This window comes from Pseudoalteromonas sp. ESRF-bin5, assembly GCF_002632075.1.
GTDB classification, from domain to species: domain Bacteria; phylum Pseudomonadota; class Gammaproteobacteria; order Enterobacterales; family Alteromonadaceae; genus Pseudoalteromonas; species Pseudoalteromonas marina.
Genome location: NZ_NTLW01000271.1, coordinates 1 through 17774, shown reverse-complemented (window position 1 = coordinate 17774; position 17774 = coordinate 1). Strand labels below are relative to the sequence as shown.

14 protein-coding genes are annotated in these 17774 nt (G+C 41.0%); 8 read left to right on the top strand and 6 right to left on the bottom strand.

Annotated features, from left to right (window positions below):
- The first annotated feature begins 22 nt into the window (after positions 1-22).
- The 3 genes from hutC (at position 23) to hutH (ending at position 4009) form a co-directional block, all read left to right on the top strand.
- Positions 23-730 (top strand): histidine utilization transcriptional repressor HutC, encoded by a 708-nt coding sequence (gene hutC, locus BCG07_RS16640; protein ID WP_039036251.1) that lies wholly within the window; start codon positions 23-25, stop codon positions 728-730.
- Positions 731-800: 70 nt separating this feature from the next.
- Complete coding sequence (gene hutU, locus BCG07_RS16635) at positions 801-2474, top strand: urocanate hydratase (protein WP_243532492.1); 1674 nt, start codon at positions 801-803, stop codon at positions 2472-2474.
- A gap of 2 nt (positions 2475-2476) precedes the next feature.
- Positions 2477-4009: a histidine ammonia-lyase gene (hutH, locus tag BCG07_RS16630; RefSeq protein ID WP_243532490.1), complete on the top strand. Its 1533-nt coding sequence runs from the start codon at positions 2477-2479 to the stop codon at positions 4007-4009.
- An 8-nt stretch (positions 4010-4017) separates the two neighbouring features.
- Here hutH and BCG07_RS16625 read toward each other — a convergent pair whose 3' ends face one another.
- Positions 4018-4788, bottom strand: coding sequence for a Rossmann-fold NAD(P)-binding domain-containing protein (locus BCG07_RS16625; protein WP_286891173.1), 771 nt, complete (start codon positions 4786-4788; stop codon positions 4018-4020).
- A 406-nt stretch (positions 4789-5194) separates the two neighbouring features.
- On the opposite strand from BCG07_RS16625, the gene secA reads away from it, so the two are divergent.
- The 3 genes from secA to BCG07_RS16610 are packed head-to-tail and all read left to right on the top strand — an operon-like array spanning position 5195 to position 9447.
- Positions 5195-7903, top strand: a complete 2709-nt coding sequence (gene secA / locus BCG07_RS16620; protein WP_008128203.1) for a preprotein translocase subunit SecA — start codon at positions 5195-5197, stop codon at positions 7901-7903.
- Positions 7904-7963: 60 nt separating this feature from the next.
- On the top strand, positions 7964-8362 hold the full coding sequence (mutT, locus tag BCG07_RS16615; protein ID WP_010557984.1) for an 8-oxo-dGTP diphosphatase MutT: 399 nt from the start codon (positions 7964-7966) through the stop codon (positions 8360-8362).
- 14 nt (positions 8363-8376) lie between these two features.
- Positions 8377-9447 (top strand): phosphotransferase enzyme family protein, encoded by a 1071-nt coding sequence (locus tag BCG07_RS16610; RefSeq protein ID WP_286891170.1) that lies wholly within the window; start codon positions 8377-8379, stop codon positions 9445-9447.
- Between the two features lie 256 nt (positions 9448-9703).
- On the opposite strand, the gene BCG07_RS16605 is transcribed toward BCG07_RS16610, so the two are convergent.
- The 3 genes from BCG07_RS16605 to pmbA all read right to left on the bottom strand — a co-directional run bounded on the left by BCG07_RS16605 (position 9704) and on the right by pmbA (position 13942).
- Complete coding sequence (locus BCG07_RS16605) at positions 9704-11779, bottom strand: M13 family metallopeptidase (protein ID WP_286891169.1); 2076 nt, start codon at positions 11777-11779, stop codon at positions 9704-9706.
- Positions 11780-12021: 242 nt separating this feature from the next.
- Positions 12022-12501 carry a DUF721 domain-containing protein gene (locus tag BCG07_RS16600; protein ID WP_010557986.1) on the bottom strand — a complete coding sequence of 160 codons (480 nt, stop codon included), beginning with the start codon at positions 12499-12501 and terminating at the stop codon, positions 12022-12024.
- A 91-nt stretch (positions 12502-12592) separates the two neighbouring features.
- A complete protein-coding gene (gene pmbA / locus BCG07_RS16595; protein ID WP_243532480.1) occupies positions 12593-13942 on the bottom strand; it encodes a metalloprotease PmbA in 1350 nt (449 codons plus the stop codon).
- Positions 13943-14086: 144 nt separating this feature from the next.
- Between pmbA and yjgA the strand changes: the two genes are divergently transcribed.
- Together yjgA and hemN are read left to right on the top strand one after the other, a co-directional pair.
- On the top strand, positions 14087-14620 hold the full coding sequence (yjgA, locus tag BCG07_RS16590) for a ribosome biogenesis factor YjgA (RefSeq protein ID WP_006793069.1): 534 nt from the start codon (positions 14087-14089) through the stop codon (positions 14618-14620).
- A 114-nt stretch (positions 14621-14734) separates the two neighbouring features.
- Complete coding sequence (gene hemN / locus BCG07_RS16585; RefSeq protein ID WP_243532478.1) at positions 14735-16108, top strand: oxygen-independent coproporphyrinogen III oxidase; 1374 nt, start codon at positions 14735-14737, stop codon at positions 16106-16108.
- Positions 16109-16181: 73 nt separating this feature from the next.
- Here hemN and BCG07_RS16580 read toward each other — a convergent pair whose 3' ends face one another.
- On the bottom strand, positions 16182-16697 hold the full coding sequence (locus BCG07_RS16580) for a DUF2489 domain-containing protein (protein ID WP_058428231.1): 516 nt from the start codon (positions 16695-16697) through the stop codon (positions 16182-16184).
- A gap of 13 nt (positions 16698-16710) precedes the next feature.
- Entirely contained in the window at positions 16711-17304 is a 594-nt protein-coding gene (gene yihI, locus BCG07_RS16575) for a Der GTPase-activating protein YihI (protein WP_008133239.1), read from the bottom strand.
- Between the last annotated feature and the right edge of the window lie 470 nt (positions 17305-17774).

Below are 17774 nucleotides of genomic sequence, written 5' to 3'. Positions count from 1 at the left end.
TCCTAATGCAGCTACCCAGTTAATGACAACACCTAAATTTGCGCAAATAAAACAATTTATTGTTGATAAAATTCGCAGCGGTTTGTGGCAAGAAAACCAACGCGTTCCCTCTGAAAACGAGCTAAGCACACAATTTAGCGTTAGCAGAATGACTGCTCGCCGCGCACTTAGCGAATTAACAGAAGCTGGAATACTTACGCGTAGCCAAGGCCTTGGAACATTTGTTGCTTCGTTTAAGTCGCAATCTTCATTACTTGAAATTAAAAATATTGCCGATGAAGTTAAAGAACGTAACGGCAACTACACCTGTAGCGTGCTTATACTTGAATCAATAAACGCGGTGGCCCCTATTGCTATCGCACTAGGAGTAGAAGTAGATAGCGTCGTGTACCGAAGCGTACTGGTTCATAACGAAAACGACAGCCCAATACAGCTTGAAGAACGCTTTGTAAACCCTGCGCTTGCTAGCGGCTATTTACAACAAGATTTTAGTGCAACGACTCCTCATGAGTATCTTTCAAGTGTTGCACCTCTCACCCAAGCTAGACACACAGTAGAAGCCATTATGCCCAACAACGAAATGTGCCAATGGTTAAACCTATATAACGAAGAGCCTTGCCTGCAAGTTATTCGCAGAACATGGTCAGTTAACGGTATTGTAAGTTTTGCACGACTTGTATCGCCTGGTAGCAAATACCGCTTGGGCGGACACTTAACGTTTAAAAAATAAGATAAACAAAATTGCGCATCATGCGCTTTTTTTGTGACAAATCACCTTGTATATACAACAGGAGCAACACATGACTAACCGACTCGACACAAGTCGCATAATACGTGCACCGCATGGCGATATGATAAGCGCAAAAAGCTGGCAAACTGAAGCGGCAAAACGCATGCTCATGAACAATTTAGACCCTGAGGTTGCAGAGCATCCTCACGCATTAGTTGTTTATGGTGGTATTGGTAGAGCGGCACGTGATTGGCCAAGTTTTGATAAAATAATAGCAACCCTAGACCGATTAAATGATGACGAAACATTGCTTGTTCAGTCAGGTAAACCTGTTGGCGTATTTAAAACACACAGCAATGCTCCTCGCGTTTTAATTGCAAATTCAAACTTGGTACCCCACTGGGCTAACTGGGAGCACTTCAACGAGCTAGATAAAAAAGGTTTAATGATGTACGGCCAAATGACGGCTGGATCTTGGATTTATATTGGCTCTCAGGGCATTGTACAAGGCACATACGAAACATTTGTAGCTATGGCTAAACAACACTTTAATGGTCAAGCTAAAGGTAAATGGGTGTTAACAGGTGGCCTTGGTGGCATGGGCGGCGCGCAGCCACTGGCGGCAACTATGGCGGGCTTTTGCGCCTTAGTTGTTGAGTGTGACGAAAGCCGCATCGATTTTCGCATTAAAACTGGCTACGTTGATGTAAAAGCCACAAATCTTGAACATGCACTGCAGTTAATTACTGACGCATGCGTTAACGACAAAGCAATTTCGGTTGGCTTGCTGGGCAACGCTCCAGATATATTTAGCACACTTGTAAGCAGTGGCATTACACCCGATATAGTGACTGACCAAACATCAGCACACGACCCACTTAATGGTTACTTACCACAAGGTTGGACTATGGAGTACGCCGCAAAAATGCGTGAACAAAATCCAAAAGCGGTTGTAAAAGCAGCCAAACAATCAATGGCTGTACAAGTTAATGCCATGTTAGCCCTACAAAAAGCAGGCGCAGCAACCACTGACTACGGTAATAATATCCGCCAAATGGCATTTGAAGAAGGTGTTACAAACGCATTTGATTTCCCTGGCTTTGTTCCAGCTTATATCCGCCCATTATTTTGCCAGGGTATTGGCCCGTTTCGATGGGTCGCTTTATCGGGCGATCCAGAAGATATTTATAAAACAGATGCTAAAGTAAAAGAACTAATCCCTGATGATGCACATTTGCACAATTGGCTTGATATGGCGCGCGAACGCATTCAATTCCAAGGCCTACCGGCTCGTATATGCTGGGTGGGTTTAAAAGACAGAGCACGCCTAGCACTGGCATTTAATGAAATGGTAAAAAATGGTGAGCTTAAAGCACCTATTGTTATTGGCCGTGATCATCTTGATTCTGGCTCAGTAGCAAGCCCTAATCGTGAAACAGAAAGCATGAAAGATGGTTCAGATGCCGTCTCTGATTGGCCATTGCTTAATGCGTTGCTTAACACTGCAAGCGGTGCTACGTGGGTATCACTTCACCATGGCGGTGGTGTAGGAATGGGCTTTAGCCAACACTCAGGTGTTGTTATTGTTGCCGATGGTACAGACGAAGCGAAAGCACGTGTTGGTCGCGTGCTTTGGAATGACCCCGCTACCGGTGTAATGCGCCATGCAGATGCCGGTTACGACATCGCAAAAAACTGTGCCAAAGAGCAAAACTTAGACTTACCAATGCTGAACGAGGAATAATCATGGTCGAACTAACTCTCACGCCCGGCTCGCTTGATTTAAATAGTCTAAGAAAGATTAATGCATCAAGTGTACAAATAAACCTTGAAAAAAATGCCGAATCTCAAATCGCTGCCAGCGCACAAACCGTTCAAAATGTCATTAATGAGCAACGCACAGTGTATGGAATTAACACCGGGTTTGGCCTGCTTGCTAATACCAAAATTGCCGATGACGAGCTTGAGCTACTTCAGCGTTCAATTGTGCTTTCTCATGCCGCTGGCATTGGCGAGTACATGGACGACAGCACAGTAAGATTGATGATTACACTAAAAATCAACTCACTTTCTCGTGGCTTTTCTGGCATTCGCTTACAAGTCATCGAGTTCTTTATACAGTTGCTAAATAGTGAAGTTTACCCATGCGTTCCTAAAAAAGGCTCTGTTGGCGCTTCGGGTGACTTAGCTCCACTTGCACATATGTGCTTACCCTTGCTAAGCGAAGGCCAGATGCGCCATCAGGGTAAAATAATCAGTGCGGCTGAAGGTTTGAAAATAGCAGGGCTTGAACCGCTTACGCTTGCAGCAAAAGAAGGTTTAGCGCTGCTTAACGGTACTCAAGCGTCTACCGCTTTTGCATTACAGGGGTTATTTAGAGCAGAAGATTTATATGCGCAAAGCTGTGTAATAGGCTCTATAAGTATTGAAGCAGCAATGGGGAGCCGCGCTCCCTTTGACTCACGTATTCACGAAATTCGTGGGCAACGTGGTCAAATAGATACCGCACAAGTGTTTAGAGATTTGCTTGATACTCAATCACAAATTAGCGACTCACATGTAAACTGTGAAAAAGTACAAGACCCTTATTGTTTACGCTGCCAACCTCAAGTATTGGGTGCGTGTTTAACACAAATACGCCAAGCAGCTGACGTATTGCTGTGCGAATCAAATGGTGTAACCGACAACCCACTCGTATTTGCTGATGTAGGCGATATTATTTCTGGCGGAAACTTTCACGCTGAACCTGTCGCTATGGCCGCCGACAACCTCGCTGTTGCAATTGCTGAAATTGGCGCTTTAGCAGAGCGCAGAATTGCTCTACTTATTGATTCTAACTTATCAAAATTACCGCCCTTTTTAGTTGAAAACGGTGGCGTAAACTCTGGCTTTATGATTGCTCAAGTAACAGCAGCAGCATTGGCATCTGAAAATAAATCGCTTGCGCATCCCGCGTCTGTAGATAGCTTACCAACATCTGCCAACCAAGAAGATCACGTTTCAATGGCTACGTTTGCCGCGAGGCGGTTACAAGAGATGGCAAATAATACACAAGGTGTTTTGGCTATAGAGTGGCTTGCATCAGTACAGGGCTTAGAATTTAGAAAACCGCTAAGCCCGTGTGAAAAAGTATCAAAGGCAAAAAATTTACTACGCGAATACGTGACCTACTACGATAAAGATCGCTATTTTGCACCCGATATAGAACAAACTAACACTCTATTGAGCGAAGGTAAATTGTGCGACTTTATTGACCACAACCCTCTCCCTTCTTATTAAAATAAGTGTTAAATACCGTACTGGTAAGTAAAGTCTAACGCCTCGATAGCTGAGCCAATAACCTTGCGCTCAGCTTTTTCATCGCTCGTAAATTTTGGTATTTCGCCACCATGCTGCTTACACTTTAATGCATAGTAATCGGCTTTTGTTGGGTGCTCGGGGTTAACGATATTGTAAATATTTTGCCCTACTTGCCAATGCGCTATTACCGCAAAAATAGCATTTATTACATCTTGCTGATGCACCATATTCACCACTTGCTGACTTGAGGTATTAAGCTCTTTACCCGCAACAAACTTACCCGGTTCTCTGTTTGGGCCAAGTAATCCTGCCAAACGCAGTACCTTACCGTTTTGCTCAAGGACTTGCTCTTCGGCCTGATATAATTTTGTTTGCCTTGGATTGGTGCAAGCAATATCGCTACTTTCACTGTATACACCGGGTTCTTGGTCGTAAACCCCTGTGGATGAACATAATAAAAACCCTTTTGCATTTAACTTTTTAGACAACGCCAAGGCTGCAGTAAGTGTTTCTGGGTAATTACTCTCGCTATGACGACTTCGTGGTGGAATAGCACAGACCCAAAACGCATTGTCTAAATCAACCTGATGTATTAGCTGATTACCTTCTAATTTAAACTGGCGTTCAAAATCAAATTCTCGTGTATTTGACCGACGAGTACCCTGCACCTTCCAACCTGCCTGTTGTGCATTAACACATAGCGCATGACCTAACCAGCCAGCACCCAATACAACTAATTTATTCACCTTATTTTGCATGTTGAAACACACCTTCGCGTTAAGCGCACCATTGTTTAATGCTGTTATCTGAGCATAATTTTCTAAAGTTCACAAATGTAACGCCCCCCTTGTTTTTAATTTTTTAAGCACCATATATTCACAGTTCATTACTATTTTTATAGTAATGAGTTAATACCACGGCTTTTTTAGAATGCAGATCAAATTTTTCTATTTTATATACAGATCTTTTGGCTGAGATAGTTTGTTGTTTGGCAGAGTCTGGTATAGTAGCGCACGTAATAAACAGTGCTTTTTGAATGGTTTAATACAAAATTGCTAATTAATATGTACTAAGTGTTACTTAAAAGCACATATTAATTACCAATTGTTAAAAATGGGTTAGCCGATACGCGGCTAACAACGAATTGATTGTAACGGTTTTATCATGATATCTAATTTATTTACCAAGATTTTTGGTAGTCGCAACGACCGCACTATTAAAAACTTTAGAAAGACGGTCGCGCTAATCAATGCGCTAGAAACGCAGTTAGAAGCCCTTTCTGATGAAGATTTACGCGCTAAAACAGCAGAATTCAGAGAACGTTACGATAACGGACAAAGCCTTGACGATATTCTACCTGAAGCATTTGCAGTAGTTCGTGAAGCATCTAAGCGCGTTAATGGCATGCGCCACTTTGACGTACAGTTACTAGGCGGCATGGTTTTACACGAAGGCCGTATTGCAGAAATGCGTACCGGTGAAGGTAAAACACTTACTGCAACCTTACCTGCTTACTTAAATGGCTTAACTGGTAAAGGGGTTCACGTTATTACCGTGAATGACTATCTTGCAAAACGCGATGCTGAAACTAACCGTCCGTTATTTGAATTTTTAGGCCTAACGGTTGGCTGCAATGTTCCTGGCATGATGCCACAACAAAAAAAGCAAGCGTATGCTGCTGACATTACCTACGGTACAAACAACGAGTTTGGTTTTGATTACCTTCGCGACAACATGGCATTTAGTATTGATGAGCGCGTTCAGCGTCCATTATTTTACGCTGTAGTCGATGAAGTTGATTCAATCCTAATTGATGAAGCGCGTACACCGCTTATCATCTCAGGCCCAGCCGAGGACAGCTCACAGCTATACACTGAAATAAATACCATCGTTCCTTTACTTGAACTACAAGAAAAAGAAGACGAGGAAGGTGTTGAAGGCGACGGCGATTACACAATCGATGAAAAGTCTAAGCAAGTTCATTTAACTGAGCGCGGCCAAGTTAAAGTAGAAGAATTACTTAGCGAGCGCGGCTTAATTGAAGAAGGCGATTCGCTGTACTCTGCCGCAAGTATTACCTTGTTAAGCCATGTATATGCTGCACTTCGCGCGCACAAATTATATCAAAAAGATGTTGATTACGTTGTTAAAGAAAACGAAGTTATCATCATTGACGAGCATACTGGTCGCTCAATGGAAGGTCGTCGTTGGTCTGAAGGTTTACACCAAGCTGTGGAAGCTAAAGAAGGTGTTAAAATTCAAAACGAAAACCAAACATTGGCGTCTATTACGTTCCAAAACTACTTCCGTTTGTACGAAACATTAGCGGGTATGACAGGTACAGCCGACACCGAAGCATTTGAGTTTCAGTCAATTTATGGCCTAGATACGGTTGTTATGCCAACTAATAAGCCTATGATCCGTGATGATCGCGCTGATTTAGTTTACCTAACGCAAGAAGAAAAATACGAAGCTATTTTAGTTGATATTAAAGACTGTCAAGAACGCGGACAGCCTGTACTAGTAGGTACTATCTCAATTGAAAGCTCTGAGTACTTATCACAGTTTTTACGCAAAGAAAAAATTAAGCACAATGTACTTAATGCTAAATTCCACGCACAAGAAGCTGATATCGTCTCAGATGCAGGTTTACCTGGTACTGTTACCATTGCAACTAACATGGCCGGTCGTGGTACCGATATTGTGCTAGGTGGTAACTGGAATAGCGAAGTTGAAAAACTTGATAATCCAACTGATGAAAAAATTGCTGAAATTAAAGCAGCATGGAAACTTCGCCACGATGCAGTCATTGATGCTGGCGGTTTACACATTATTGGTACTGAGCGCCATGAATCGCGCCGTATAGATAACCAATTACGTGGTCGTTCTGGTCGTCAAGGTGATGCTGGTTCTAGCCGTTTTTACCTTTCGATGGACGATGCGCTTATGCGTATATTTGCCGGCGAGCGCATGACTAACATGATGCGTAAACTAGGTATGCAACGCGGTGAAGCAATTGAACACCCATGGGTTAACCGCGCAATTGAAAATGCACAGCGTAAAGTAGAAGCACGTAACTTTGATGTTCGTAAACAGCTACTTGAATACGATGACGTAGCAAACGATCAACGTCGTGTTGTTTACTCTCAGCGTAATGAATTACTTGAAGAAGGTGATATTTCAGAAACTATCACTGCAATTCGTGGTGACGTACTAAGCAATACAATAGATCAATACATTGCTCCACAAAGCCTTGCAGAAATGTGGGATGTACCAGGTCTTGAAGAGCGCTTAAAACAAGACTTCTTAATTGAGCTACCAATTACTCAATGGTTAGCAGACGACAATAAACTATACGAAGAAAAACTTCGTGAGCGTATTGAAGAAGCTGTTGATCAAGCTTACAAGCAAAAAGAGCAGCAAGTTGGTGATTCAGTTCTACGTCAATTCGAAAAAGCAATTATGCTTCAAAGTCTTGACCAACATTGGAAAGATCATCTTGCGGCGATGGATCATTTACGCCAAGGTATTCACTTACGTGGCTACGCGCAAAAGAATCCAAAGCAAGAGTACAAACGCGAGTCGTTTGAACTGTTCTCTGAAATGCTTGAAAACTTAAAAGTTGATGTAGTTAGCATTTTAAGTAAAGTACAAGTACGTGCAGAAGAAGATGTTGAAAAAGTAGAAGAGCAACACCGTAAGAGTGAAAATGCCCCTCGCGAGTACCAACATGAAGAAGCTGAGCACGTAGGCGGCGAAGCACCTCCAAGTGCTACGGTAATGGCCAGAACAGAGCCAAAAGTTGGTCGTAACGATCCGTGTCCTTGTGGTTCAGGTCAAAAATTCAAGCAATGTTGTGGTAAATTAAAATAACCACGCATTGTAAGTAATTAAAAAGCGGCGCTTGCGTCGCTTTTTTTATGGGATAAAAATATGACAATAAAAATAGTAAATGTAGCCGTTGGTGTAATTAAAAAAAATAATGCAATATTTATCTGCAAACGTGCCGATGACCAACATCAAGGTGGCTTATGGGAGTTTCCTGGTGGTAAAGTTGAAGCGAATGAAAGTGTATTTGCAGCGCTTAAACGTGAGTTGACTGAAGAAGTAGGTATTACTATTCACAGCTCTAGCCAGCTCATGGTGATCGAACATGATTATGGCGACAAATGCGTAAAACTCGATATTCACGTTGTCAGTAACTTTAGCGGTGAAGCGCATGGCGCTGAAGGGCAACCTAGTGAATGGGTAAATATTAGTGAGTTAACTCACTATGACTTCCCCGCCGCTAATGCTGAAATAATTGAAAAACTGCAATCTCGATACGCTTAATTAAGTGAGTTACGATGAATAACACTGTACAAAATACGTTGAGTAAACTGCTAAAACTCAACCCTGAAACAACTCAGTTGAGTACCATCAGTCGCGGTCATATCAATAGCACATGGCTACTAACACATTTTGAACAGCGATTTATTGTGCAAAAACTTAACACTCATGTATTTAAGTACCCAGCTCAAATTGTCAGTAACGCACAACTTATTGAGCAACACCTAAATACTAAGCAGAAGCAAAAAAACTATCCGCTCGATATTGTTAAACACATTAACACAGGCAAAAACGAGTATTTAACCATACTTAATGAAGAGCCATATCGCGTACTTAACTATATTGAGCACAGTTACAGCGAGGATGTTGTTAAAAACCCAGAGCAAGCGCATCAAGCTGCTTTGGCCTTTGGTACTTTTGCAAGTGCCTTACACGATTTTGACACAGCCACACTGCATACTGTGATTGATGATTTTCATAACTTGGCTATGCGCTTTGAGCAGCTAAACACAGCAATAACTCATAGTGATGAAAGCAGGCTTAACCGCAGTAAAAAAGACATTGAATTTTGCTTATCGCAACAACACTTAGTAAATGAACTTAAAGCTATAACTCAGCATTTACCTATTCGAGTTTGCCACAACGACACTAAAATCAATAATATGCTCTACTGCAGTAAAACTCATAAAGCGAAAGCTGTTATTGATTTAGACACCTGCATGCCTGGTTTTTTATTACACGATTTTGGCGATATGGTACGTACATTTTGCTGTGCAGAAGCAGAGGATTCGACACGTCTTGATAAGGTTGTTATTAGAAAAGAGGTTTTTGAAGCACTCGTTAAAGGTTACTTAGCACCACTCAAACCAATATTGAGTAAACAAGAACAGCTCAGTTTACTTTTAGGCGCTAAAATAATGCCCCTGATGCTCAGTGTGCGCTTTTTAACAGATTACTTAAATAACGACGTGTACTTTAAAACCGCATACCCCGAACACAATTTAGTACGCACTCAAAACCAACTCGCTTTATATAAAAACATTTTAGTTAACGAAGCATGGATGTACGAAACCCTAATGAAACAATAAAGTAAGCGTTTAAAATTTCGTATCAAAAAAGCCAGTAAGTTAAACTTACTGGCTTTTTTATTCACTGGTTTTTAGTTAACTAGTACCAATCTGCTTAATTAAGTGATCTATTTTGAGGATAGATAAACGTGTTGATAGCTAGGCAAAAAATTCGTTATTTAGTTATTCTAAATGAAAATTTTTTAACGCAGATAACGACACTTTTAGCCCCTAAAAATAATCAAGTATTATTGCGAATTGGTATAACATTATCTGATTACCAAATTTTTACGCGATCTTCTGGTTTGATATACATTTTGTCGCCTTCTTTTACATCAAACGCTTCGTAAAACTCTGGCATATTAGACAAAATACCAATTACACGATAATGGCTTGGTGAATGCGAGTCGGTCATTAAACGGTTACGTAATTCTTCATCGCGGTAGTTACGACGCCAAATTTGCGACCACCCCATAAAGAAGCGTTGATCGCCTGTGTAACCATCAATAACTGGCGCTTTATTATCACCTAATGATAGCTGATATGCCTTATACGCGACTGTTAACCCACCTAGGTCACCAATATTTTCGCCAAGCGTAAGCTCACCATTTACATTCGCATCGTCAAACGGTTTGTACTTGTTAAATTGCTCAACTAACGCACCTGAACGCTCTTCAAACTGTTTAAGGTCGCTTTCAGTCCACCAGTTACGTAAATTACCATCGCCGTCGTATTTAGAGCCTTGGTCGTCAAAACCATGGCCTAGCTCGTGTCCAATTACCGCACCAATAGCACCATAGTTTACCGCATCATCCGCTTCTAAGTTAAAGAATGGTGGTTGTAAAATAGCAGCAGGGAATACAATTTCGTTGTTTACCGGGTTGTAGTAGGCATTCACTGTTTGCGGTGTCATGTACCATTCTGAACGGTCAACAGGTTTGCCTAATTTGGCAATCATGTCTTTATACGCCCATTGGCTGTAACGGATGTAGTTACCTACTAGCTCGTCTGAATTAATTTCAAGCTCAGAGTAATCCTTCCACTTATCTGGGTAGCCAATTTTAGGAATAAATTTGTCTAGTTTTTCCTGTGCTGCAATTTTTGTTTCAGGTCCCATCCAATCAAGACCTTCAATTGCAACACTGTAACCTTTAATTACGTTATCAACTAGCTCTTCCATACGTGCTTTAGCTTCAGGCGGAAAATTGTCTTTAACGTACACTTTACCTAAAATTTCACCTAACACACTGTTAGACGCATCTACGGCTTTTTTCCAAAGTGGTGCTTGCTCTTCTACACCACGTAATGTCGTACTGTAAAAGTTAAATTTAAGGTCAACCAAATCATCATTTAATAGCTGCGCATAGCCACTCACAAAATGAAACTTAAGGTAGTTTTTCCAGGTTGCTAAGTCGGTGTTTTGATAAATACCACCCAGCGCTTCTAAAAAGCTTGGTTGGCGCACAATAATATCAGCGGTGTTTACACCTGCCTCTTTAAAAAATGTCGATAAATCAAGCTCTCCAGCAAGCTTATCTGCCTCTGCTAGGGTCATTTTATTGTATGACTTAGTTGCATCACGGCTTTGTACACGGCTCCACTGCGCATCAGCAATGGTTTTTTCAAAGGCAAGTACGCTTGTTGCTGCTTGTGCGGCCTCTTTGACACCCGCTTTAGCTAATACATCAGTTATGTATTGCTCATAAGAGGCGCGAATTTTAGTAAATTTCTCATCGTCTTTTAAGTAGTAATCGCGATCAGGTAAACCCAAGCCAGATTGAGATAAATACAAAGCATATTCGCTTGAATTTTTAGCATCGTTATTGATAAACCAACCAAACGGTAGAGTGCCGCCTTGCTGTTGAATAGACGCCATAAGGCTAATTAGATCAGACTTAGATTTTACACTATCAATACTATCTAGCGACGGTTGCAGCGGTGTAACACCAAGCTCATTACGGGCGTTTTTATTCATATAGCTTTTATAAAACGCGCCAATTTTGTACTCGTCGCTGCCTTTTTCAGCCGACTTATTGGCCGCTGCGTTTTCAAGCGCCGTTTTCATCGCTTTTTGCGACTCATCATATAATTGCGAAAAAGAACCATAGTTAGACTTGTCACCTGGAATTTCGGTTGTTGCTAACCAAGTGCCATTTACATGGTAGTAAAAGTCATCCTGCGGGCGAACTGAGCTGTCCATATTAGCCAATTCAATACCTAGCTCTAACGGTTTTTCTGCCGGTGCTGTTGCTGCTTGAGTGTCGGCTACTTGGGTTTCTTGTTGTTTTTCGCCACAACCTACTAAGCCAAGCGCAAGTGCAATACTTGCAGCGGCCATTGTTACTTTATTCATAATTAATCCATTTGTTAGTCAATTTTATAAATTGCTCATACCAACTCCATTAAGCTCTTTCACAAGATAGCAGTCAGCTTTTACTTAATGGAATGGGCATCAACTTACACTAATTATTGAGTGCAATAACGCTATAATAAACCTGATTTTGAGAACATTGAAATAGATTATGTAACAAAGTATTTTGAATGAGATAAACGTTCTAAATTGCCCTACCAATAACTTAATAAAGTAGCCGGCAATTAACCCTTATTTTTACCGTGCAGGGCCAAACGTTGTAACTTCTCTTTTAATGAAGGTGGTGCTGAGTCGGCAATCGCATTTAAATAATCGGCTGTTTGCTCACTCATTTTACGTGAATTTGTGACGGCGGCTGATGCGGGTTTGTTGGCCGAACTTAATCGCTGAGTTGCCTGTGGATTAGCTGTAATTTTAATTTGCCCTAGTTCAGCCATCCCTGCCGCTCTAAAGTGCGAAAGCATATCCATTTTTAAATAATTAAGCCGAAGCGCTATCGGGGCCGATACCGCTTCAATCATTAAAGTGCCATCGCGATAATTACTTACGCGGCACTTATCCCCTAATTTAGGGCCTAAAAAACCTTTAAGTAAAGTTTGCTGAGTATCAAGAGCTTGGCTTTTACCAGCGTAAGCCGACAGACGGTTGTTTAGGCCCGCCATAATATCGGTGAGTGGTTTTGGTGCGTATCTATCTTTAGCCATTAAATATCTCAACTCGTACTTATTTACACACTTAAATTTAGCACCATCAGAGTAAACTAAAGTGTGTCCATAATTAAGCATAAATCAGGTATTAAGCACCCGCTATTTGCATTTGCTCGATTAGAACAGAGCCAGTTTGAATGCCGCCTCTGCGCTCAATATCACCACCGATAGCAGAAATACCTTTAAACATATCTTTTAAATTACCGGCAATCGTAATTTCACTTACTGGATATTGAATCTCTCCATTTTCAACCCAAAAACCACCAGCACCTCGAGAGTAATCACCTGTTACTGTGTTTACGCCTTGCCCCATAAGCTCGGTAACTAACAAGCCGGTACCCATTGTTTTTAACAATGCTTTTAAATCATTATGCGTTTGTTCTACTAACCAGTTGTGAATACCGCCGGCATGACCTGTAGGGGTCATATTCATTTTACGCGCGGCGTAACTTGCTAATAAGTAAGTTTGTAACTCACCACCTTGAATTATTTCACGATCAACCGTTTTAACACCTTCGCTATCAAACGGTGATGAAGCTAATCCTTTTAAAATATGCGGGCGTTCAGCAATATTTACACAATGACTAAATACTTGCGTACCTAAACTGTCGAGTAAAAAGCTCGACTTACGATAAAGTGCGCCACCGCCAATTGCCGAAACCAAGTGACCAAACAATGAGTTTGCAATATCAGCCCTAAATACAACCGGGACTTTCATTGTTCCTAATTTTTGGCTGTTTAATTTAGCCAATGTTTCTGATGCGGCTTCAAGCCCAACCGCGGCTGCATCAGTCAGACCTGCTTGATCGCGGGCAACCGTGTATGCTGAGTCGCGTTGCATTTGTTCACCATCTTTACCAATTACCATGGTGCTGATGCTATGACGAGTGCGAGGAAAGCCAGCCATTAAACCATGGCTATTCCCATAAACACGAAGCCCTTGATGCGATGAAAAACTCGCGCCATCAGAATTTACAATACGTTCATCAGCATTTAATGCCGCTTGCTCAGCTGTATGGCAAAGCTCAATACCTTGCTCTGGGCTTACATCCCAAGGGTGGTATAAATCGAGATCTTGTGGATTAAACTCAAGTAGCTCTTTATCGGCGACCCCATTGAAAGGATCGTCTGATGTGAACTTTGCAATATCAATGGCTTTCTCTACCACTGTGCGCAACGTTTTAGGGTTTAAATCAGCCGTTGAGGCAGAGCCTTTATTATTGCCAACATAAACACTAATACCCAGGCCACCATCTTGGTTAAACTCAATGGTTTCTACTTCACCCATTCGTGTACTCACCGATAAACCCGACGTGCTAGACATTGCAGCTTCAGCTGCTGTAGCACCTAATTTTTTAGCATGTTCGAGTACTTCTGCTACCGCATCTTTAACCTGCGATATTTGAGAATAAATTGGATCGTTTTGTTGGCTTTTCATAAATTAAGTCCTGAGCCTTAGAGGCATAATGCATGCATTTCTTATAGTTAAATGCTAACACACTCACTGCACCACATCAGCTAATATTAATCACTAAAAGAATGGCGTATAATGTCGCCAGTTATTTTTATTTAAGAGCACCCCATGGCGAAGAAAAAAGGCAAGCCTGCTGAAATTGAAGAAGAAATTGAATACGTATCAAGAACAGAGCTTAAGCGCGAAGCACAAGAATTTCATCAGTTAGGTTCTGAAATTGCCAAAATGGGTAAAAAGCAGCGTGAGCGCCTACCATTAAATGACGATTTAAAAGAAGCGATGGTTGTTGCTGATAAAATTAGTAACAAAAGTGATGCATATCGTCGTCATTTAAATTACATTGCAAAAACGCTTCGCACAGTAGAAAACATTGAAGATATTAAAGCTATTATCGATGTAATGCTTAATAAAAATAACCAGGCTGAAGTATTGGTTAAAAAAATAGAGCAACTGCGCTCAGACTTAATAGAACAAGGTGATAGTCTTATAAACGAGACTATTGAGCAGTTCCCATCGCTTGATCGTCAAAAAATGCGTCAATTAGTGCGTAATGCAGCAAAAGAGGTCAAAGCCGAAAAGCCAGGTAAAGGCTATAAAGAGCTTTTTCAGTATTTAAAAGATGCGCATACCGTCACGTACTAACGCGTAATACGTTGCGATAAAAAGGTGCTTCGGCACCTTTTTTGTTATAGATCAACATATCTCCTTAGTTACTTTTTTATAATCACGGCTCTAGTTAAAACTTAGGTGCGCGTGATGATAAAACTTCCTCAATGGGACCAAGCTCTCATTAATAAATACAATGTGTCTGGTCCGCGGTATACATCCTACCCTACCGCATTATCTTTGAATGAGGGATACGATAAACACGATTTAATAAGCGCTGTAGAATCATCTCAATCTCGTTCGCTTTCTCTATATGTTCATATTCCATTTTGCAGTCAGCTTTGCTACTACTGTGGTTGTAATAAAATAATCACTCGCCACCAATCTAAAGCCGATACATATATAGACTTTTTAGCAAAAGAAATTGCCGCACAAGCACCTTTGTTTAAGCACTACAGCGTTGAGCAACTGCATTTAGGTGGAGGCACTCCTACCTTTTTAACCCCTCAACAAATGAAACGCTTAATTACCCTGCTCGAACAGCACTTTAATTTTACCAGCACAACAGAGCGCGGTATTGAAGTTGACCCACGATCGCTTGCTGAAAATATGTTGGTTGATTTAAGAATGCTTGGTTTTAACCGAGTGTCGTTTGGGATTCAAGACTTTAATGACGACGTGCAACTTGCAGTTAATCGCCCTCAACATGCCGATACCGTTAAGCGGTTAATTACTCAGGCACGTGAATTGGGCTTCAAATCAATTAACGCCGATATGATTTACGGGCTTCCACTGCAAACCCCCGAAAGCTTTAAACAAACAATAGAGCAACTCATTGAGCTTAGCCCCGATCGTGTTTCGGTATTTAACTACGCTCACTTACCAGAGCGATTTGCCGCACAACGCAAAATAAAAGAGCACGACTTACCAAACGCTCACGACAAGTTAACCATGTTTAAAAATACCTTAGAGCAGATGACAAAAGCAGGGTATCAGTTTATTGGTATGGATCACTTCGCGAAAGCAGACAACGAGCTGGCTATCGCACAAAATGAAGGGGAATTGCATCGAAACTTTCAAGGTTATACAACGCATGGTAATTGTGATTTATTAGGGCTGGGTGCATCGTCTATTTCACAAATTGGCACCGCTATTTTACAAAATAAAAAAGAGCTAAAGCATTACTACCATAGCATTGAAACGCAAAGCGGCTGCGCACTTAGTAAAGGTATGCATTTAACCCATGATGATGTTATTCGAGCGGATGCTATTAAGCAGCTTATTTGTCAGTTTGAACTAAACATAGACGAGTTTGCTAAAAAGTATCATATTGAATTTGATACCTACTTTGCGGAGGCTTTGGTTTCTCTTAAACCACTTATAGACGAGAACATGGTGATTATTGAAAAAAATCACGTCAGTGTCACACCCCGGGGTAACTTATTCATTCGTATAATTTGTATGTGTTTTGATGCCCACTTACAAAATAAAATCAACGCAACGCGTTTTTCTCGAGTCATTTAGCCCCATAATTAAATATTATTTGGGCACAAAAAAAGCATACCTAGGTATGCTTTTTTAATGTTATGAACGAGATTTAGTTAAAAACTACGTTTTCACTACCTGGAGCAGCTTTGAACTCAGAAATAATTTTAACGCAATCGGCCTTAATCTCATCACTGTAGCTTTCTTCTGCACGCCAACGCGCCGTGTCTTGCTTAAATATTTCTTTTTTAGAATATTTTTTTCGGGCATCGTGTGTCGGCATTTCTTTTACCACTTGGTACATCTTATAAATGCCAGGGTACTGTATGGTTAAATCTCGCTCGTCTTCAAAGCCATATTGCGACATAAGCACCCACACGCGCAAACATCCCTCTGAAAACTCACATTGTTCTTCTTTCATTGCACGCGCAATTAGATGAATACTGTCGGCAAGCTTAGCATTTCGCTTTAAACGAGATGCTGCAAGCTTTTGCTTTTGCTCTGCTTGCTTTTTAGCTATTAACTTTTTTTGTGCACTTAACTTGTACAACAACTGACCCGCATAGAATGCCAAACCAGCTATAATAATAGCGCCTAAACACAAGGCTATGATCACAGCAGTACTCATTGATTACCCTTAATTACTTATCTTCGTCTTCATCATCGTCTAGCCATTCACTGGCAAGATCGTTTGATAAATACTGGTCGAAGTCTGAATTACTCTCTTCGCCAAAGTCATCTTCATCATCAAACTCGTCTTCATCCTCAAGGCCTAATAATTTGCATAGAACCTGATGGCGAGCAATTCGACTATTAAAGTACTTAGCATCTTTACCAGTCAGCATCTCACCGCCTTCATGACGCTCAACCAACTTAAGTAAGCGTACATCATTTTCAAGCTCTTCAAGCTCTTGTTCTGGTGTAAGCTCTGGCTGAACTACTTTTTTAAGTTCAACCACTGGTTTTAAGTTACGTTTCATTTCTACTTTTGGTTCAGCAGCAACAGGCACTAAAGACACCGGCTTTTTACTACCAATACGTTTATCTCTCGAACCTGAATGCGATGTTTGGTTTTGTTCTTCAACCAAATCTGGCGCATTACGAGAACCAGGCTTAGCACCTTTAGTTTTTTTAACGCGCTGCTCTTTTAACGCACGCATTTCTTTAAGCTTATCTTGGCTTAAGCGAACAGGTCCATTTGATGGGATTTTGCGTGACTTTTTCTTTCTACTCATATCTTGATCATCTCACTTAAGAGGTTTTGAGCGAGGCGTATATTAATAGGCATCGCAATGCTGGCATAGCCAGAAGAATTCAGTTTGCGCTTTAGAGGTTGGGCTTCTCTTTAACATGACGCACTAGCATATTGCTAAACGGTGGGTATTGTAACAGGACAAATAAAAAGGCGGTAGAGAAAACATCTCTACCGCCTACTAATCTGAGCGCCATAAAATGGACACTTCTCCCTTCGACTTTTTAGTCTTTATTATTTTTATTATTATCAGTCCGTATTGTTATTATTTTTACGTTCCTTGTTTCATTCCATTTTGTTTTTATTATTAAACTTCCATGAGTTATTTTATTATTTTCGGTCATCCTGACTCTTTTGTAGTATTTCCTTTAGTAGCACAATCTTTGTGCTATGTAGTCGTGCCGCGCTACTTTCCTTATAGCTGTTTCCATTTTTTTATTGTTTTTTGCGACA